General features: G+C 39.7%; 20 protein-coding genes. 4 read left to right on the top strand and 16 right to left on the bottom strand.

What is annotated here, in order from left to right; all coding sequences use genetic code 11:
* The first annotated feature begins 97 nt into the window (after nt 1–97).
* Nucleotides 98–1,588, top strand: coding sequence for a lysine--tRNA ligase (gene lysS / locus HF881_RS00570; protein WP_138100388.1), 1,491 nt, complete (start codon nt 98–100; stop codon nt 1,586–1,588).
* Between the two features lie 73 nt (nt 1,589–1,661).
* Here the strand turns inward: lysS and HF881_RS00565 are convergent, their stop codons facing one another.
* The 5 genes from HF881_RS00565 to HF881_RS00545 all read right to left on the bottom strand — a co-directional run bounded on the left by HF881_RS00565 (nt 1,662) and on the right by HF881_RS00545 (nt 6,333).
* Nucleotides 1,662–2,507 carry an amino acid ABC transporter substrate-binding protein gene (locus HF881_RS00565; RefSeq protein ID WP_169446599.1) on the bottom strand — a complete coding sequence of 282 codons (846 nt, stop codon included), beginning with the start codon at nt 2,505–2,507 and terminating at the stop codon, nt 1,662–1,664.
* A gap of 11 nt (nt 2,508–2,518) precedes the next feature.
* Nucleotides 2,519–3,148, bottom strand: a complete 630-nt coding sequence (locus tag HF881_RS00560) for an amino acid ABC transporter ATP-binding protein (RefSeq protein WP_000891749.1) — start codon at nt 3,146–3,148, stop codon at nt 2,519–2,521.
* Nucleotides 3,149–3,158: 10 nt separating this feature from the next.
* On the bottom strand, nt 3,159–3,800 hold the full coding sequence (locus HF881_RS00555) for an amino acid ABC transporter permease (protein WP_169446020.1): 642 nt from the start codon (nt 3,798–3,800) through the stop codon (nt 3,159–3,161).
* Between the two features lie 147 nt (nt 3,801–3,947).
* Complete coding sequence (locus HF881_RS00550; RefSeq protein ID WP_169446019.1) at nt 3,948–5,177, bottom strand: tetratricopeptide repeat protein; 1,230 nt, start codon at nt 5,175–5,177, stop codon at nt 3,948–3,950.
* Nucleotides 5,167–6,333 carry an AI-2E family transporter gene (locus tag HF881_RS00545; RefSeq protein WP_169446018.1) on the bottom strand — a complete coding sequence of 389 codons (1,167 nt, stop codon included), beginning with the start codon at nt 6,331–6,333 and terminating at the stop codon, nt 5,167–5,169. Before HF881_RS00545 ends, HF881_RS00550 begins: the two co-directional genes overlap by 11 nt.
* A gap of 143 nt (nt 6,334–6,476) precedes the next feature.
* Here HF881_RS00545 and HF881_RS00540 point away from each other — a divergent pair, with 143 nt between their 5' ends.
* Nucleotides 6,477–7,490, top strand: a complete 1,014-nt coding sequence (locus tag HF881_RS00540; RefSeq protein WP_169446017.1) for a lactonase family protein — start codon at nt 6,477–6,479, stop codon at nt 7,488–7,490.
* Between the two features lie 42 nt (nt 7,491–7,532).
* Here HF881_RS00540 and HF881_RS00535 read toward each other — a convergent pair whose 3' ends face one another.
* The 11 genes from HF881_RS00535 to HF881_RS00485 form a co-directional block, all read right to left on the bottom strand.
* A complete protein-coding gene (locus tag HF881_RS00535) occupies nt 7,533–7,952 on the bottom strand; it encodes a F0F1 ATP synthase subunit epsilon (RefSeq protein ID WP_000068036.1) in 420 nt (139 codons plus the stop codon).
* 10 nt (nt 7,953–7,962) lie between these two features.
* On the bottom strand, nt 7,963–9,369 hold the full coding sequence (gene atpD, locus HF881_RS00530; RefSeq protein ID WP_169446016.1) for a F0F1 ATP synthase subunit beta: 1,407 nt from the start codon (nt 9,367–9,369) through the stop codon (nt 7,963–7,965).
* 85 nt (nt 9,370–9,454) lie between these two features.
* Nucleotides 9,455–10,333: a F0F1 ATP synthase subunit gamma gene (locus tag HF881_RS00525; RefSeq protein WP_169446015.1), complete on the bottom strand. Its 879-nt coding sequence runs from the start codon at nt 10,331–10,333 to the stop codon at nt 9,455–9,457.
* Between the two features lie 15 nt (nt 10,334–10,348).
* A complete protein-coding gene (gene atpA / locus HF881_RS00520; RefSeq protein WP_169446014.1) occupies nt 10,349–11,854 on the bottom strand; it encodes a F0F1 ATP synthase subunit alpha in 1,506 nt (501 codons plus the stop codon).
* Between the two features lie 14 nt (nt 11,855–11,868).
* Entirely contained in the window at nt 11,869–12,405 is a 537-nt protein-coding gene (locus HF881_RS00515) for a F0F1 ATP synthase subunit delta (RefSeq protein ID WP_169446013.1), read from the bottom strand.
* Complete coding sequence (gene atpF / locus HF881_RS00510; RefSeq protein ID WP_125389374.1) at nt 12,405–12,899, bottom strand: F0F1 ATP synthase subunit B; 495 nt, start codon at nt 12,897–12,899, stop codon at nt 12,405–12,407. The genes HF881_RS00515 and atpF overlap by 1 nt, the downstream gene beginning before the upstream one ends.
* Nucleotides 12,900–12,912: 13 nt before the next feature.
* Nucleotides 12,913–13,626 carry a F0F1 ATP synthase subunit A gene (gene atpB, locus HF881_RS00505; protein ID WP_169446012.1) on the bottom strand — a complete coding sequence of 238 codons (714 nt, stop codon included), beginning with the start codon at nt 13,624–13,626 and terminating at the stop codon, nt 12,913–12,915.
* Between the two features lie 34 nt (nt 13,627–13,660).
* Entirely contained in the window at nt 13,661–13,861 is a 201-nt protein-coding gene (locus HF881_RS00500) for a F0F1 ATP synthase subunit C (protein ID WP_001054552.1), read from the bottom strand.
* A 234-nt stretch (nt 13,862–14,095) separates the two neighbouring features.
* Nucleotides 14,096–14,407, bottom strand: coding sequence for a CHY zinc finger protein (locus tag HF881_RS00495; protein WP_125399419.1), 312 nt, complete (start codon nt 14,405–14,407; stop codon nt 14,096–14,098).
* 14 nt (nt 14,408–14,421) lie between these two features.
* Nucleotides 14,422–15,708, bottom strand: coding sequence for a U32 family peptidase (locus HF881_RS00490; protein ID WP_000169099.1), 1,287 nt, complete (start codon nt 15,706–15,708; stop codon nt 14,422–14,424).
* Nucleotides 15,709–15,844: 136 nt separating this feature from the next.
* Nucleotides 15,845–16,543: a GntR family transcriptional regulator gene (locus HF881_RS00485; RefSeq protein WP_084972290.1), complete on the bottom strand. Its 699-nt coding sequence runs from the start codon at nt 16,541–16,543 to the stop codon at nt 15,845–15,847.
* Nucleotides 16,544–16,683: 140 nt separating this feature from the next.
* Here HF881_RS00485 and guaA point away from each other — a divergent pair, with 140 nt between their 5' ends.
* Together guaA and HF881_RS00475 are read left to right on the top strand one after the other, a co-directional pair.
* Nucleotides 16,684–18,246 carry a glutamine-hydrolyzing GMP synthase gene (guaA, locus tag HF881_RS00480; RefSeq protein WP_169446011.1) on the top strand — a complete coding sequence of 521 codons (1,563 nt, stop codon included), beginning with the start codon at nt 16,684–16,686 and terminating at the stop codon, nt 18,244–18,246.
* Nucleotides 18,247–18,534: 288 nt separating this feature from the next.
* Nucleotides 18,535–20,361: a DUF262 domain-containing protein gene (locus HF881_RS00475; protein ID WP_169446010.1), complete on the top strand. Its 1,827-nt coding sequence runs from the start codon at nt 18,535–18,537 to the stop codon at nt 20,359–20,361.
* The last annotated feature ends 10 nt before the right edge of the window (nt 20,362–20,371 follow it).

Raw genomic sequence — 20,371 nt, 5'->3', positions numbered from 1 at the left:
AGAATATCCGTGAATTTCTCTGCTATTTATGATAAAATGGGAGTATCGTAAAAAATGACTCATCGTATCAAATTTTGAGTAAAATTAGGAGGAACCCATGTCTACAGAACATATGGAAGAACTAAATGACCAGCAGATCGTTCGCCGTGAAAAAATGGCTGCGCTCCGTGAACAAGGAATCGATCCCTTCGGAAAACGTTTTGAACGTACTGCTAACTCACAAGAACTTAAAGAGAAATTTGCAGAACTTGATAAAGAACAACTACACGAATTAAACGAAACTGCTACAATTGCAGGACGCTTGGTAACTAAACGTGGTAAAGGAAAAGTCGGCTTTGCCCATCTCCAAGATCGTGAAGGTCAAATCCAAATCTACGTTCGTAAAGACGAAGTTGGTGAAGAAAACTATGAAATCTTCAAAAAAGCTGACCTAGGAGACTTCCTCGGTGTCGAAGGTGAAGTCATGCGTACAGATATGGGAGAACTCTCTATCAAGGCCACACACATCACGCACTTGTCTAAAGCGCTTCGTCCTCTTCCCGAGAAATTCCACGGTTTGACTGATGTTGAAACCATCTATCGTAAACGTTACCTAGACTTAATCTCTAACCGTGAAAGCTTTGAGCGTTTTGTCACTCGTTCAAAAATCATCTCTGAAATCCGTCGTTATCTAGACCAAAAAGGTTTCCTTGAAGTGGAAACACCTGTTCTTCACAATGAAGCTGGTGGTGCTGCTGCCCGTCCATTTATCACCCACCACAATGCCCAAAATATTGACATGGTGCTTCGTATCGCGACTGAGCTTCACTTGAAACGTCTTATCGTTGGTGGTATGGAACGTGTTTATGAGATTGGCCGTATCTTCCGTAACGAAGGAATGGATGCTACTCATAACCCTGAATTCACTTCTATCGAAGTTTACCAAGCTTATGCAGACTTCCAAGATATCATGGACTTGACGGAAGGTATTATCCAACACGCTGCTAAATCAGTTAAAGGTGATGGTCCAGTAAACTATCAAGGAACTGAAATCAAAATCAACGAACCATTTAAACGTGTTCACATGGTGGATGCTATCAAGGAAATTACTGGTGTTGATTTCTGGCAAGACATGACTTTCGAGGAAGCTAAAGCTATCGCTGCTGAGAAGAAAGTTCCAGTTGAGAAACACTACACTGAAGTTGGTCACATCATCAATGCCTTCTTTGAAGAATTTGTTGAAGAAACCTTAATCCAACCAACTTTTGTCTACGGTCATCCAGTAGCTGTCTCTCCACTCGCGAAGAAAAATCCTGAAGACGAACGCTTTACTGACCGTTTCGAGCTCTTCATCATGACTAAGGAGTACGGTAATGCCTTTACTGAGTTGAACGACCCGATCGACCAGCTTAGCCGTTTCGAAGCCCAAGCAAAAGCTAAAGAGCTTGGGGACGATGAAGCAACAGGTATCGACTACGACTACATCGAGGCTCTTGAATACGGTATGCCACCAACAGGTGGTTTGGGTATCGGTATCGACCGTCTCTGCATGCTCCTCACTGATACAACCACTATCCGTGACGTATTGCTCTTCCCAACAATGAAATAAACTCTTATCCTCTGGTACTTTCCAGAGGATTTTTAAGACTAAAAGAGACTGAGGTTAACTCAATCTCTTTTTCTTATTCTTGATTTTTAACTTGACTGGTGGCTACATCTTCTCCAAACCATTTTTGACTAATTTCTTGGAACTTACCATCCTTGTAAAGACTAGAAAATCCTTCATTTATCTTATTAACCAGAGTTGTATCTTCCTTACGTGCTCCAACTGCAAAAGCTTCTGTTTCTAGTCCAACTGTAAAAACATTATAATCATTTAAAATGCCTTCTGCTTCTAAATAATAGTTTGCATAGACACGATCAATCAATAGGCCGTCAATTCGATCGTTTTTCAAATCAATCAAGGCTTCATTAAAAGTTTGGTATTGATTCGCTTCATTATTAGCGACAATATCCTTCAAAATCGCTGGCTTTCCTTCAAAGTCCGCATAACCAGATGAACCAGCTTGAGCTCCCAAAGTCTTTCCAGTCATATCTTTTGCAGTCGTAATACCTGACGATTTCTTAGTAATCAATACCTGCTCATTCTTCATATATGAGTTACTGAATGCTACCTTTTCACGACGTTCGTCTGTAGCGGAATAGCCATTCCAAATCAGATCAATCGTTCCTTTTGTCAATTCAGCTTCTTTCAAATCCCAATCAATCGGTTGCCAATTTACCGTAATTCCGTATTTTTCAAAAACAGCTGTAGCTAAATCAATATCAAATCCTGCATAGGAACCATCTTTCTGAGCAAATCCCATTGGAACAAAAGTACTATCAAACCCAATAGTAATAGACTTGTTAGACTCGTACTTAGACCAATTATCTCCACTAGTTTCACTAGTTTCACTAGAATTTTTCCCACAAGCTACTAAGAACAAAGCAGTCATTAGACTGACTAATACAAGCATCAATTTTTTCATCATTTTTCCCCCTATTTAGGCTCTACTTTTAATAATACATCTGCAATATTTTCAGCGAATTGTAAATCGTGGGTAACCACAATTTGCGTCATCCCAAGTTCTCTATTTTGCAAAATCAGTTTTTCCACTTCCAAGCGTAATTCTGGATCCAAGGCAGAAGTTGGTTCATCGTAACCAATGATTTCTGGGTCAATCATCATAGCACGCGCCAAAGCCACCCGCTGCTTTTGCCCACCTGATAGTGAGAAGGGATAAGCATCTGCGTGCCCTGCTAGTCCTAACTGTTCCAAGAGTCCACGCGCCTTCTTCTCAGCCTCTTCCTGCTTCATTCCCATAGTTTTCACAGGCGATAGGGTCAAATTATCCAGAACTGATAAATGAGGGAAAAGTTGAAAATCTTGGAATACAAATCCTAGTAGGTTGCGCTTTTCTAGTTCGTCTAAAGCTAGAGATTCACCGTTATAGTAGATTTCTCCAGAATCGATAGTTTCCAGTCCAGCTAACATACGCAACAAGGTTGTTTTTCCGCCTCCTGATGGACCTACGATTGCCAGGATTTGCTTTTCAGGAATTGATAGGCTGAAATTGGTTAAGATTTGTTTGCCACCAAAGGCCTTGTTGATGTTTCGTAATTCTAACATAGCAATCCTCCTATCTATAGTAACTGTACTTCTTCTCAACTTTTTTGGCAAGGATAGTCACAATACCAATCAAAATCAAGTAAATTGCTCCTGCCAAGAACATAGGAATCAGACTAGCATCACGGTTGGCTGCTGTACGACTAGCCAAAATCAAATCTGAAATACCTAAGGCATAGACCAAAGAAGTATCCTTGACCAAACTCATGACTTCATTAAATACACTAGGAAGAACAATTTTGGTCACCTGTGGTAAGATAATATAGCGTACTGTGGCAAAAGGGCTAAACTTCAAGACCTTAGCAGCCTCATATTGACCCTTAGGAATGGCATCAATCCCCCCACGGAAGATTTCAGCAAAGTAAGCTGCATAATTCAAAACAAAGGCAATAATAGCCGCAGGAAGGCGATCCAAACGAATCCCAATATTTGGGAGCACATAATAGATAAAGATCAATTGCAAGAGCAAGGGTGTTCCCCGCATGATCCAGATATAAATGTTGATCAGATAATGGAGGAGTTTCCAATGGACTTGCAAGGCAAAGGCAATCAAAACGCCCAAGGGAATAGAAAAAGTCAAGACCAGTACAAAAACCTGTAAAGTCATGCTTGCACCGCTCAATAAACTCGGTAATATCTCAAACGAATAAGACATACTGCACCTCCTAAAAATAATTGTTCCTATTATAGCATAAATAAACAATTTAGCAAGGGTTATTGTAAAAAAATTCTTTTTCTTTTTGAAAATAAAAAACCGTATCCATCAAAATGACTAGATACAGTTTTGCTTTATAGGATATTTTTAAAGTATTTCTAGCAGTTCTTGCATCTGAACATCATCTGGGACTAGTTTCAAATAAGCTTCGGCTTGTACTTTGGCTTCTTCAAAATATCCCAATTCACGTAAGAGATAGCTATATTGCTCCAGAAACTCTGGATTGTCCTTGAGGTCAGATGATAGTTGTTGATAGAGCTCATAGGCCTTATCTAAATTCTCGATTTTCTGGTAAGAGCGTGCAATCATCCACTTGGTCAGAAGGTTTTCAGGTTCTTGACTTTGGAGAGCGATAATGTCCTCAAACCGATCTTGTTCCATATAAATGGTCGCAAGGCGAAGGAAAATTTCTTCTGTATCCTCTGCATCTTCTTTGGCAGTAAGGAGAAAGTCCTCCGCTGCCTTAGCATCATGCAATTCATACGAAAACTGTGAGGCTGCTAGCAAGAGACGAGTCTCAAATGGATTTTTCTCCAAACCTTGTTTAGCGATACGGAGAGCTTCTTCTATCTGATGTTCCTTGTGCAAAGCTTGACTATAACCATACTCATATCCTTCAAAATCTGGTGAAATGGTATCAATCTGCTTAAAGTAGAGAGCTGATTTTTGATACTCTTCTTGGTCAAAGTAAAGACTAGCCAGTTCAAAAGCAGTTTGGTCATCGTATTCTAATTCTAAGGCTTTTTCTAAGAATTCAGTTGCTGCTTCAAACTTGCCTAACTGAGCATAAGCATAGCCGATTCGCTGATAGGTTGAGACACCCGTTTGTTCATAGATGGAGCGATTGTCTAATTGAGCATAGCCCTGAATGGCTTCCTGATAATTCCCTAACTCGCTATCCAACTCAGCCAAACCAAAAACTAATAAGGGATCATCTGAGTAACTTAAGGCTTCCAGTAACTTTTCACGCGCTACATCTGTCAATCCCTCCAACTGATAGAGGTCTGCCTTCAAGGCCAAAGCCGATACATACCAGTCACTTTCAGGTGTGATTTCCTCAAGGTAAGCAAAGGCTTCCTCAACATTGCCATCCTCGCTAGCAATGCTTGCTAAGTTCAGATTCACTTCTGGAAATTCTGTAACGATATGTTGGTAAATTTCTTTTGCTTGAGGATAAAAGCCAATTCCCTCAAGATAGCTTGCTAGTGCATAGAGAATCTCACTTGAATCTGTTTCGAGGGCTTTGTGAAAATACTGATCCGCTTTGCTTAAATCCTGTTCATCCAAAGCCTGGAGCATGCGTTGACTATTGTTCACTCTTGATTTCCTCCCCTTCTCCTTCATACAAACCGCTGACTTTTTTGTACCAGTTAAAGATAGCAGAAATAACCACCTTAGCTGACGCATAGACAGGGATTCCCAGCAAGACTCCCCAAATACCAAACATAGAACCTGAAGTTAGGAGAACAAAGAGGACATTGATCGGATGAATATTGAGTTGACTACCTAAAATAAGCGGTGAAACAAAACGCCCTTCAATCGTTTGTTCTACGATAAAGACTATCACAACTTTCAATAGCATGACAGGTCCTGCTATTAAACCTAAAACAAGAGCAGGCAACATCGCTAGAAAACTACCCAGGTAAGGTACTAGATTGAGAATACCAGCCGTGATACCAAGTGTTACAGCATACCTGAGACCAATAATCTTAAAGAAGATAATAAACATAATCGCCACGATAATAGCAACTGTAACCTGCCCTCTAACGTAGTTTGACAACTGTTTATTAACATCTGACAAAACTTGTCCGACAGGTTCTTTTAACTTGTTTGGGATAAATTTAGTCAGGTAATCACGCAAGCCTTTCCCATCTCTCAAAAGATAAAAGAGCATAAAGGGTACGATAATGACCGCTACAATCACCTGAGAAACGCTACTGATAAAGGCGCTGACCCAGTTAACGGCTTGAGAAGAAATTTTGCTGGCCCATATCGTTGCTTCTGTAGAAACATTTGCAAGAACCTGCTCCAACTGCGGTCTAAAATCATCTGGCAAGCGTTTGGTTACAAGGTCATTGATAACCATATCAGCATCCTTAAGATAAGTCGGCACATTCTTCGCAAAATTTAAGACTTGGCGTTGCAGATTAGGAATTGCGACTGCCAGACCCCAAATGATAAAGAGTCCAATAATGACAAAAACAATACTAATGGCAAGGACACGATTGATCTTGTGTTTCTCCATCCAGTCCACAATCGGACTGAGGAGGTAATAGAGTAAACCAGATAAAATAACTGGCAACATCACAACCCCAAGAAAGTCTAAAACGGGTAAAAATATAAAACTAATCTTACTTAGAATGAAAATGTTTAGCCCCAGTAACAAGGTTACTAAAAATACAGTGATGGCTTTATTATCTAAAAACCACTTAAAAAACCAAGATAGGCTAAAATGTTTCTCTTTATGTTCCATAAATACATCCTTTCTGTCATTCTCTCATTATACCATTTTTAATCTAAAATAACTCTTATTAAAGTGCTTACATAGATTAAACGAACACTTCCTGACTGTCATTTTGTGGTATAATGAACTTATCATTATTAAGAGGTATGGACATGAAAGAAACTGTTTATTTTGGAACTTATACTCGTCGCTCATCTAAAGGGATTTACAAGGCAGATTTTGATACAGAAACAGGCCAGCTTGCAAATCTTGAACTCTTTGCTGCTGAACCAAGTCCGACCTACCTTGCCTTTGACCAACAGCAACACATATACACCGTAGGGAGTCAGGATGACCTGGGTGGAATCGCTGCATACAAGACAGATGGCACTTTGCTAAATCATGTAGTTGAAGAAGGCGCTCCCCATTGTTATGTGGCAGTGGATGAAAAGCGCAGTCTCGTTTACGGAGCCAACTACCACAAAGGCCAAGTTCTGGTTTATCAGCGCCAAGCAGATGGTAGTCTCATCCAAACGGATCTGGATCAACATAGTGGACATGGTCCTCATGAAAACCAAACTTCCCCACATGTTCACTTTACGAATCTAACACCTGACCAGTATCTCATCACATGTGACCTAGGTACTGACGAGGTGACGACCTATGATGTTAGCCCAGAAGGAAAAATAAGTAAGCTCCACACTTATCACAGCCAGCCTGGAGCAGGTGCTCGCCACATCGTTTTCCACCACCACTATAAGATTGCCTATCTCATCTGCGAACTAAATAGTACCATTGAAGTCTTGATTTACGATGGGGTTGGTGAATTTGAACGCATGCAAGTCATTTCAACCTTACCAGACGGCTATGGGGGATTCAATGCTACTGCAGCCATTCGTCTTTCAAAAGATGGGAAATACCTTTATGCATCCAATCGAGGCCATGATTCCATTGCCGTCTATACAATTCTCGCTGATGGCAGTCTGGAATTATTAGAGATAGTACCAACACATGGACAAAATCCACGTGATTTCGACCTAACTCCTGATCAAGAGTTTCTCATTGCTGTTCACCAAGATTCTGATAACGCAACCGTCTTTAAGCGTAATCCTGAAAGTGGTCGTCTTGCAGAACTTTCTAACGATTTCCATGTCCCAGAAGCAGTCTGCATCCACTTTGCGAACTAAGATAATCAAAAAATGAACTTGAGATTCAAGTTCATTTTTTGATTATAGTTTATTTCCGACATTAATACGGTTAATGGCACGTTGAAGAGCAATCTTAGCGCGTCGTTCTTGGTCAATTAAGTGCTTGTCTTGAGCTTCTTCAATTTCACGTTCGGCGCGAAGTTTAGCACGTTCAGCACGGCTGATATCGATATCACGAGCACGCTCTGCTGAGTCGGCTACAATGGTAATGATGTCATTGGCAATCTCGATAATCCCTCCGTTCACTGCAATCCAGTTCACATGTGTATCATCATCGATTCGTTTTACCTTTACTTCATCAACCGCTAAAACCGCAATCATATTTTCATGTCGTGGCAAGATCCCCATCTCACCATCCAGAGTTCGTACCGATACAAAGCTGGCATGGTGATCATAGACGAGGCCATCTGGTGTCACGATCTGGACAGTTAACTGAGCCATAGATCACCTCTTAAAATCCCATTTTCTCTGCCTTAGCAATGACGTCTTCGATTGAACCAACTCCACGGAAGGCATCTTCTGGCAAGTGGTCATGTTTACCATCAAGGATTTCCTTGAAACCACGAACTGTTTCTGCTACTGGTACATAAGAACCAGGTTGACCAGTAAATTGCTCCGCAACGTTGAAGTTTTGTGACAAGAAGAACTGGATACGACGAGCACGTGCAACTAAGGTCTTTTCTTCATCTGACAACTCATCCATACCAAGGATAGCAATGATATCTTGCAATTCATGGTAACGTTGAAGGACACGTTTGACTTCAGCAGCAACTGCATAGTGCTCTTCTCCGACAATCTCAGGTGCCAAGGCACGAGAGCTTGAAGCCAACGGATCAACGGCTGGGTAGATACCCAATTGTACCAACTTACGTTCCAAGTTTGTAGTTGAATCCAAGTGAGCGAAGGCTGTTGCTGGCGCTGGGTCAGTATAGTCATCCGCAGGCACATAGATAGCCTGAATAGAGGTTACAGAACCTTTCTTAGTTGAAGTGATACGTTCTTGCAATTGACCCATTTCCGTAGCAAGTGTTGGTTGGTAACCAACGGCTGATGGCATACGACCCAAAAGGGCAGATACTTCTGAACCAGCTTGTGTGAAACGGAAAATGTTGTCAATGAAGAGAAGAACGTCTTGACCTTCTACATCACGAAAGTATTCAGCGATTGTCAAACCAGTTAGGGCAACACGCATACGTGCTCCAGGTGGCTCATTCATCTGACCAAATACCATGGCGGTTTTCTCGATAACGCCTGATTCTTTCATTTCCCAGTAAAGGTCGTTCCCTTCACGAGTACGTTCCCCAACACCGGTAAATACTGAAATACCACCGTGTTCTTGGGCAATATTGTGAATCAATTCTTGGATCAAGACAGTCTTACCAACTCCGGCACCACCGAAAAGTCCAACTTTACCACCTTTTAGGTAAGGGGCAAGAAGGTCGATAACCTTAATCCCTGTTTCCAAAATTTCAGATGAGGTAGACAATTCATCAAAAGTTGGAGCTTTTTTATGAATTGGCTGACGCTCAGCGTCTTCAGCGAAAGGAGCATCCAAGTCAATGGTATCTCCCAAAACGTTGAAGACACGTCCCAAAGTTTCTTTACCTACTGGCACAGAGATTGGACGGCCTGTGTCCAAAACTTCCATACCACGAGTCAAACCATCTGTTGATTCCATGGCGATCGTACGGATCATACCATCACCCAACTCCAAGGCTACTTCAAGGACGATTTTTGTTTTTCTTTCGTCATTTTTGTAGACGACAAGTGCATTGTTAATCTCAGGAAGTGGTTCCCCAGCTGCAAACAAAACGTCTACAACGGGTCCGATAACCTGAGCAATTTTACCTGAACTCATCTCCTTCTCCTATTCTATATAAGATACTGTCGGTTCCTAGTTCATCTAGGGCCTAAGTTCATTTTGATACGAGGGAGGCAAAGCCTTATTCTAAGGCACTAGCCCCCGCTACGATTTCTGTAATTTCTTGTGTAATCGCCGCCTGTCTGGCACGGTTATACTGGATTGTCAAATCATTGATGACCTTCTTAGCATTATCAGTCGCTGTTTGCATAGCTGTCATACCTGCAGCATTTTCAGCTGTCTTGGCATCGATAATAGCCCCGTAAATCATACTTTCAGCATACTGTGGCAACAATTGCTCCAAAATTTCTTCTCGGCTTGTTTCCAACTCAAAGGTCAAGCTATACTCTTCATCCGCTTCATTTGGATCCAAGTCAACAATCGGAAGCATTTGTTCCACACGCATTTGACTTGTGAGAGTATTGACATGATGGTTGTAGCAGACGTATAATTCATCAAAAAGTTCATTTTGGTACATTTCAATCGTTTTTGAAATAATTTTACGAACTTCATCAAAACTTGGTTGGTCGGCCAAGCCACGCAATTCATAGATTGGCTGAATGCCACGAGCCTTGAAAAAGTCAGCTCCCATACCACCAATACAGATTATCTCAAAACCTGTACCATCTGGATGGTATTCTTCTTTCAACTCCATCACAGCTTTAAGGATGGAAGCATTATAACCTCCAACCAAGCCACGGTCTGAAGTAATAACGATATAGCCTGTTTTCTTAACTGGGCGACTAATGAGCATCGGATTGGTAGAACCACCAGATCCGTTACCATGCAGAATATCCGTCAAAAGCTTACGAACCTTCTGAGCATAAACTTGAAAGTTGCGTGCTGCTTCTTCAGAGCGACCTAACTTGGCAGCCGATACCATTTGCATGGCATTGGTGATTTGACTAGTATTTTTTGTTGAGGCGATTTTTGTTTTAATATCATTTAGAGATACTGCCATTTGACACCTCTATTCTTATTGGAAGCTGGATTGATTGAGAAACTCTGTAATCGCAGCATCCAAGACTGCTTCTTCTGGCAAGTCTTTTGTTTCACGAATAGTTTCCAAAATCTCTGGATGTTGTGCATCAAAGAAATCATGAAACTCTTCCTCAAAACGAACAATGTCATCTACAGGAATCGTATCCAAGAAACCATGTGTCAAAGCATAAAGAATGGTTACTTGTTTCTCAACAGGTAATGGTTTATGAACTGGTTGTTTCAGAACTTCAACGGTACGACGTCCACGATTTAACTTAGCTTGAGTAGCCGCATCCAAATCAGAACCAAACTTAGTGAAGGCTTCCAACTCACGATATGAAGCAAGGTCGATACGAAGTGTACCAGCAACCTTCTTCATAGCTTTGATTTGTGCAGAACCACCTACACGAGATACAGATGAACCCGCATCGATAGCTGGACGAATACCCGCATTGAAGAGACCATCGCCAAGGAAGATTTGACCATCTGTGATTGAAATCACGTTAGTTGCGATATAAGCAGAGATATCTCCTGCTTGTGTCTCGATAAATGGTAGAGCTGTGATTGAACCACCACCAAGTTCATCAGAAACCTTAGCTGAACGCTCAAGCAAACGGCTATGAAGGTAGAAAACATCCCCAGGGAAGGCTTCACGACCTGGTGGACGACGAAGCAAGAGGGAAAGTTCACGATAAGCGACCGCTTGTTTTGAAAGATCATCATAAACGATCAAAACATGCTTCCCTTGGTACATAAACTCTTCTGCCATAGCAACCCCAGCATAAGGAGCTAGGAAGAGCAATGGAGAAGGTTGTGAAGCAGAAGCTGTCACAACGATTGTGTAGTCCAAGGCACCGTACTGACGAAGTGTTTCAACTTGCGTACGAACAGTTGACTCTTTTTGTCCAATCGCTACATAGATACAGATCATATCTTGACCTTTTTGGTTCAAAATAGCATCAATAGCGATGGTTGTTTTCCCTGTCTGACGGTCACCGATAATCAACTCACGTTGACCACGACCAATCGGAACAAGGGCATCAATAGCTTTCAAACCTGTTTGCAATGGTTCTGAAACAGACTTACGCTCCATAACACCTGGAGCTGGCGCTTCTACTGGACGAGTTTTATCAGTGTGGATTTCTCCAAGACCGTCAACTGGACGACCAAGTGGGTCCACAACACGACCAATCAGACTCTCACCTACAGGGACTTCCATGATTTTACCTGTACGGCGGATTGTATCGCCTTCACGGATATCTGTAAAGTCACCTAGGATGATAATACCAACATCTGTTGACTCCAAGTTTTGCGCCATACCATAAGAGCCGTTTTCAAAAATCAACAACTCTCCACTCATGGCATTTTCAAGACCGTGAGCACGAGCAATACCGTCCCCGATATAGGTTACAACACCTGTTTCAGACACATCAAAATTGGGTTTGAAATTTTCAATTTGTTGCTTAATTAAAGCGCTGATTTCTTGTGCGTTAATTGCCAAAAGAACACCACTTTCTATTTCAAATTTTCTTTAACAACTCGAAGTTGTTGTTTAATACTCACATCAATTGTCTTGTGATTAGCAAAAATGACAAAACCACCAATGAGTCCTTCATCAATTTGTTCTTTGATACTCCGTACTTTCAGAGACATTTTTTTCTCTATCAAGGGAAGCAAACGTTCCTTCTGTTCGTCTGTTAAAGGATGGGCTGAAGAAATCGTGACTACAAAATGATTGGTTTCTTTCTCAAGACGATTCAAACAATCAACAATGATATCATAAAAAAGATTTGCTCTGTGATTGTAAATCAGAACCTGAATAAAGTTTTGCATTAAAGGTGTGACAGAGTCTTGAAAAAAACCAACTGTTTTTTCCTTATCAGACTCATCAACCGCCACCTGAGCTAAAAAAGAAGGTAAGCCCGTTTCTTCTGCGACTTGCTTGATTTGATCCAAGTCTGAAAAAATCCGGTTCTCTTCTCCTTTTTCAATCACTAATTGGACAAAAGGCATGCTGTATTTTTCAATTACCTTTGCTGTTTTCTTGTCCATTAGGCTTCTCCTAGCTGATCGATATACTGATCAATGAGTTCCTTATGAGCATGACTGTCAAGGTTTTTTGAGATGATTTTACCAGCTAGACTAATTGTCAAATCTGCCACCTCTCCCTTAACACTTTGCAAAGCTTCAGCTTTATTCTGAGCGATTTCTTGATTCGCCTTCTCTTTTAAGCGACCTGCTTCTACTTTAGCATCTGCCAGAATACCTGCTTTACTCTTCTCGGCAGTCTCTTTAGCATTTTCAATGATTGTTTTGGCTTCGTTGCGACTACCAGCCAATTCATCTTCACGTTTTTGGGCAAGAGTTTCTGCTTTTTGACGAGCTTGTTCAGCTCCATCAATATCAGCAGCAATTTTATTTGCCCTTTCTTCGAAGACACTTGTCAAGTTTGACCACGCATATTTCTTAACTAAGACAATCAAAAGGATAAAAGAGCCAGCGATTAAAATAAAGTTACCAATTAATTCACCTACTGTTACGTGCATCTGTTACTCCTTTCTACTCTTCATCATTAATTTTATTTCCTAGATACATAGAAGACAAGACTGTGAATACATAAGCCTGAACACAGGAAATAAACACAGAAAACGCCGTCCAGACTAGATTGGTAACAAATGCGACTGGATACCAATAAAGAGCCTGATGAGAAAGTGTGATCAGCAAACTAGCCATCACTTCTCCGGCAAAGATATTTCCGAATACCCGCAAAGCAAGTGATAGGAAATTCGTGACTTCTTCAAGGAGATTCATCGGTGTCATAAAACCTGGGGTAACAAAACCTTTCAGATACTTTTTAACACCTCGGCGACGAATTCCTTCTATATGGGTCATCAGGATAATTCCAAATGACATGGCCAAGTCAAATTGAAGATTGGCTGTTGGCGATGTCCAAAGGTTTGTCCCATCTGTAGTTTGAAGTTTTGCCATCAAACCAAGATTGTTTGCGATTACCATAAAAAGAAATAAACACAAGTAAAAGAGTGAGTAATCTTTCATGTACCGTGAGCCTACATTAGGTTCTGTAAATCCGACTACGAAGTCATAGAGATACTCTAGTACATTTTGCTTTCCTTTGGGTTTCACAGTCATATTACGACTTGCCCAATAGATAAAGCCAAAAATAACGACCACTGACAGCAAGGTCAAGGTTGTCAAGGTTAAATCAAAGGTAACAGGACCAATATTGATGGTTGGATTGATACTTTCTTCCATCTAGAATCCTCCCTTTTCCAATTTATACTTCTCTTTATTTGATGATAAATGAAAAGACAAGAGTTACAAAGAAAGTTCCTTCAATAAAGGCAATCCCCATGATCATCAAGCTACGCAATTGTGGAATGATGTCTGGTTGGCGAGCTGCTGATTTGAACAAACCGTTCATCAAAAATCCTTCTGCAAGGGATACACCCATACAGGCAAGACAAAGACCAAAAAATGTTAAATTCATTATAAATTCTCCTTTTTTATTTAAATTTACTTACTTAGTTTAGTCCTAAAATTTGTTTTTGTCAACTTTTTACTAACATTGAAAGCGTTTCAGATAATTTATTTCTAATTTTACTATTTTTAGTACGATTGTATAGAAATTTTTAACCGGTTTCCATAAGAAACTCCGTATTTTTACTAAGGTTTCTGAAGCAAAATAAAAGACCCAAGCTTAAAAACTTGGATCTATTTTTGTCTATTTAAAATAAAATGAATGATGTTGTTTACAACCTGGATTAAATGGAGCGCTGCAATAAGGACAAGCTACCTGTTTTTGGTATTCTTGAAAAGTCATTGTCCTCTTACAAGCTCCACACAAAATCGGTTGATCTTTGGAAAGCCTCAAGGGATAAGGAGAAAACAAATGCGTTTCCATAGCATTGTGACACTGATAGCAAGCGTAGTATTTCCTGCATTCATAACACTGGAGGGAAACGATATCCTTTACACTATGGTAGTGAACACACCTGCTTTCGTCATCTACCAATAAACCATGAGCTTGAATCATTCACTTTTCCTTATCTAAGCACGAACTGTAACGCTTGTCCCGTCTTCCTTATAGAGATTGATAAGACCTTCCTTGAGAGCACGGACCATGTCGCCTGCCTGAACAGGTTGTGGAACCTTGATTGTCAAGAGTTCCATTGGATTTGGAGCGCGGTCGATTTTATTGCCTTTAGAATCATGAAGATCTTCGATATAGGTTTCAAAATGACGGAAACCTGGTCCGTAAAACTCAACTTGGTCACCTTCATTGATTACGTTCCGTTGACGAATGGTTGCTGTTTGGGTCGCATCATCATAAGAAACGACTTCAGCGACAAACTTGTACTCAGGAATCTTACGACGAGCGCCAAATAACTGCTCATTCTCAGACGGCGTACCATAGTAGAATCCTGTTGCCAATTCACGCTGGGCAACCTTCCACATCTCATCCACCAAGTCTTGCTTAATGGCCTCAAACTTTTCAGGGCTTTCAAGATAAGCATCCACAGCTGCCTTGTAACAGTTTGTTACTGTTGAAACATAGTGAATGGACTTCATACGACCTTCAATCTTCAGACTGTCTACACCATTTTCAATCATATCTGGAATATGGTCAATCATAGACATATCAACGGCAGACATCGAAAATTCTTCTGGAATCTCACCCTTAAGACTCTTACGTTCTTGACCAAAGGGCATATCGTAGAGGTCATATTTCCAACGGCAAGACTGAGAACAACCACCACGATTAGCATCACGCATACTCATGTGGTTTGAGAGCGTACAGCGTCCTGAATAGGAAATACACATGGCTCCATGGACAAAGGCCTCAATCTCAACGTCTGTACGTTTACGAATCTCTGCCAATTCTTCCATTGAAACTTCACGAGCCAGAACCACGCGAGTTAGACCAAGTTCTTTCCAGAACTCAAGAGTTTCATAGTTAGTGGCACTGGCTTGGGTAGAGAGGTGGATTTCAAGACCTGGTGCTTCTGTTGCCGCAATCATGATCAAGGCCGGATCTGACACGATTACTGCCGCAATCCCGATGTCACGCAACTTACGGAACCATTCTCCAGCACCAGCTTCGTTTCCTTCGTGCATAACCATGTTAGCAGCCACATAGACCTTGGCACCGTACTTGGCAGCAAACTGGACACCTTCTTCCATCTGTTCAAAGGTAAAGTTTCCAGCACGGCTACGAAGACCATAGGCCTGTCCACCGATGAAGACTGCGTCCGCACCATATTGAACAGCTACTTTTAGCTTCTCTAAAGTCCCTGCAGGTGATAAAACCTCAGGACGTTTTAATGTTTTTGTCATTTTTTCTCCTATTTGCAATATAAAAGTTTGACGTTTTTCCTTCCCATTTTATAGTAAATAATGGATAAAATCAAGTCTAGACAGATTGTTTTGACAATTCTAATATTCTTAGAAACGAAAAACTAGTCTGCTGAGACTAGTTATTTTCAAGATAAAATTCAAAACGTTCACCCACATACTGACTCTTAACATATTCAAAAGCCGTCCCATCATCGAGATAGGAAACCTGAGTCAATGCCAGAATCGCATGCCCTTTTTCGACTTCTAAGTAATGGGCAATCTTTTCCTTAGCCAATCTCGCATAAATGGTCTGTTGGGATTTGCCAATCCGGTAGCCATGTTGCTGCAAGGTTTGGAAGAAATGACTAGTGATTTCTTCTTTTTTGAAATCCTTAATAAATTTCTCAGGAATGGATGCGACTTCATAGACTAGCGGAACTTGGTCAGCGTAACGTACCCGTTCCATGCGGATAATATTCTCTGTCGGAGTAATCCCTAGCTTTGCGACCTCTTGCTCATTTGGAATGGTTCTTCTGTAAGAAATGAGCTGGCTAGAAGGGACCTTCCCTTGAGATTTAACAATCTCCGTAAAACTGGTTGTCCCTCTCATTTTTTCTTGGACACGAGTGCTAGAGACAAAAGTCCCACTTCCTACACGACGCTCCAAAACTCCTTCCTCAACTAAGAGAGAGATAGCCTGGCGTAATGTCATCCGGCTAACTTGAAACTGTTCAGCTAAATCTCGCTCACTTGGAAGTCTCTCTCCGATTTTCCAATGATGCTCATCTATATCCTTCTTGATCTGATCGTGGATTTTCATATAAGCTGGTAACATGATTCTCACTTCTTTTCTTTATTTTCTCCATTGTACCGTATTTGCTAAGAAAAAGTCAAACTTTGCCTTGTTTAGTTGGTAATTCACTCCTATTTGTGATAGAATATTGAAAAAGATATTTCTTTTGAGAAAGGAAAAAGATGAGCAACATTTCAACTGATTTGCAAGATGTCGAAAAAATCATCGTGCTGGACTATGGTAGCCAATACAACCAACTGATTTCCCGCCGTATTCGTGAAATTGGTGTTTTTTCAGAGCTAAAAAGCCATAAAATTTCAGCTGCAGAGGTTCGTGCGATTAACCCTGCAGGGATTATCCTCTCTGGTGGTCCAAACTCTGTATACGAAGATGGTTCATTTGATATTGACCCAGAAATTTTTGAACTTGGTATTCCAATTTTGGGAATCTGCTATGGTATGCAACTTCTTACTCACAAACTTGGAGGAAAAGTTGTCCCTGCAGCTGATGCTGGTAACCGTGAGTATGGCCAATCACCACTTACTCATACCACTTCTGCCCTCTTTGAAGGGACTCCTGAAGAACAGATTGTTTTGATGAGCCATGGCGATGCTGTTACAGAGATTCCAGCTGATTTTGTTCGTACTGGAACTTCTGCTGACTGCCCTTATGCAGCCATTGAAAACCCAGACAAACACATCTACGGTATCCAATTCCACCCAGAGGTTCGCCATTCTGTCTATGGAAATGATATCCTTCGCAACTTTGCCCTCAACATCTGTAAGGCTAAAGGCGATTGGTCAATGGACAACTTTATCGATATGCAGATCAAGAAAATCCGTGAAACTGTGGGTGACAAGCGTGTTCTTCTCGGTCTATCAGGTGGTGTTGACTCTTCTGTCGTTGGAGTTCTTCTTCAAAAAGCAATCGGCGATCAATTGATCTGTATCTTTGTTGACCACGGTCTTCTTCGTAAGGGAGAGGCTGACCAAGTTATGGAGATGCTTGGTGGTAAGTTTGGTTTGAATATCGTCAAAGCAGACGCTGCAAAACGCTTCCTTGACAAACTTGCTGGCGTTTCTGACCCTGAACAAAAACGTAAAATCATCGGTAACGAGTTTGTTTATGTCTTTGATGACGAAGCAAGTAAGCTAAAAGATGTGAAATTCCTTGCTCAAGGAACGCTTTACACTGACGTGATTGAGTCTGGTACAGATACAGCCCAAACCATCAAGTCACACCACAACGTTGGTGGTCTACCAGAAGACATGCAGTTTGAATTGATTGAACCATTGAATACCTTATACAAGGACGAAGTTCGTGCCCTCGGTACCGAGCTGGGTATGCCAGACCACATCGTATGGCGCCAACCATTCCCAGGACCAGGACTTGCTATACGTGTCATGGGCGAAATCACTGAAGAAAAACTTGAAACTGTTCGTGAGTCTGATGCTATTCTACGTGAAGAAATCGCTAACGCTGGTCTTGACCGCGATATCTGGCAATACTTCACTGTCAACACAGGTGTTCGTTCAGTTGGTGTTATGGGTGATGGTCGTACTTATGACTACACCATTGCCATTCGTGCCATCACTTCTATCGATGGTATGACAGCTGACTTTGCTAAAATTCCTTGGGAAGTCCTTCAAAAAATCTCTGTACGTATCGTAAACGAAGTAGACCACGTCAACCGTATCGTCTACGACATTACAAGTAAACCACCAGCAACCGTTGAATGGGAATAGAGTATAAGAGTACCTTAAGCTAAGACTCTTTTCACAATCGTCTATGGTAAAAAATAATAGCTCATAAGATTTCTTTTCGTAATTAGTTCGTTCAAGTCTATTTTGCTAGAAATTTTATGAGTGTTTATGATACTCTTATATTGTAAAAATAAAACCGAAAAAAAATCATGTAACTGTTTACCTGAATAAAATTATTTCCATTTGAATAAGATATAACACTTGAATACGGTGAGAGATAATCAATGGTAATGTATAATCAGATTTCAACTAAATAAAGGACAACTACTTATGAATTTTGAAGCAAAATCAATACCGCTACAAACTTTTTTTACTGATAAGAAGTATATTATTCCCAGATATCAAAGAGAATATTCATGGGGTAAAGAACAGTTAGAAGATTTCTATTCAGACATTGTGTCTAACATAAAAGAAGACAAAGGAATTTATGAAATACAGGAGTATTTTTTTGGTACTGTAATTTTAGTGGGAAAGATGGATAAAACAAATAAGCCTATTGAAATTATTGATGGACAACAAAGAATTACTACAATCACAATATTTTTATCTGTTTTATCGGATATACTTTACAATTATGATAATAACTTATCTACATTATTATGGAAATATATAATTGCACAGGATAATGACGGAAATTTCTATAATGTTTTGGAAAATGACACTGCATCTCCATACTTTCAAAAGAAAATTCAAATGAGAGGTATTAAACCCGAAGATGATCAGAAAAAAGATGGTTATCCAAGAATTGACTATAGAGATATAGAAGATTTAGAAAAAGAACTCTCAACAGAGGCAAGACTGATTAAAGAAGCTCATGATTTTTTCAGAATAAAGCTAGAGGATGAAAATCTATCAGCACCCATTTTCAAAAATTCTAATCTTAGTAAAATAGACAAATTGAAACTAGTGCGAGATCAGCTTTTAGGAAGCTCATTCGTTTACATTATTTCTGAAAATGTAAATGATGTAAATGTCATATTTGAGAATATAAATTCAAAAGGGCTTCATCTGTCAGCTTTGGATTTGATTAAGAATGAAATTTTTTCTGTTCAGAATGAGACTGTTCCTCTTGATGAAGCAAAACTCATTTGGTCAAATATAAAGATGAATCTCCGAAATGACGGCGAGTATATATCTGTACAAAAATTCTATAGGTATTTTTGGCTATCAAGATATACATATAGTACGGATAGAGACTTATATAAAAAGTTTAAAAAGAATATTAATAAAAAGGAATATATGACATTTTTGAGGGAGTTAGAAACAGCTTCAAAAAATTATGCACGTATAATAAAACCAAAACATGATTATTTTCGTACTAGTTCAAAAGGTAATAATGTAGGTAAAGAAGATCTGCAATATTTTATAAACTCCTTAGATTTTCTACAAAATACGTTAAATATCGAACAAGTACAAGTATTGCTTATTACGCTTGTTGATAGATACAATTCTGGCCTACTTAGTTTCAAAAATATGAAATCAATGGTTAGATTTCTAGAGGAGTTCCATTTTATTTACAATGGAATTATGAAAGAAAGAACAAATGCATTAGTGAATAAATATGGAAATGTTGCAAGAGAAATTTATAAGTCGGAAAATCAAAATCAAATAATAAACGAATTTAACAAATTAAAGCAAGGCTTTATAGAATTACTACCTGAAGATAATCAAAAATTTATATCTAATTTTGTTCAAATAAATTATTCGTCAAAAACAAATGGTATGGATAACATTCAAAAGAGAAAAAATTCTATAACTAAGTATGCTATCTACAAAATAGAGGAAAAATTATCAGAACAAAACAATACAAGTTTCGATACTGTATCAGCAACAATTGAACATATTATTCCAGAGTCAAGTGAAGAGGATAGAAAATCTATTTTAAATATTGGAAATCTAATAATTTTAGAAAAAAAATTGAATGAAGAATGTGAAAACTATGATTTTAAGGAAAAGATATCTGTTTATAAAAAATCCAATTATCATTTTGTAAAAGATTTTATGAATAAATATTCTAACAGTAAAGAAATTTCTATTGAAGAAAGATCAAAAGATATTGGAACAGAGCTTTATGGTCTTATTACTAAAAATTGGTAAACATAGATAG

It is taken from the genome of Streptococcus sp. WB01_FAA12 (assembly GCF_012843315.1).
Lineage (GTDB): Bacteria > Bacillota > Bacilli > Lactobacillales > Streptococcaceae > Streptococcus.
This window is presented reverse-complemented; position numbering and strand designations above follow the sequence as displayed.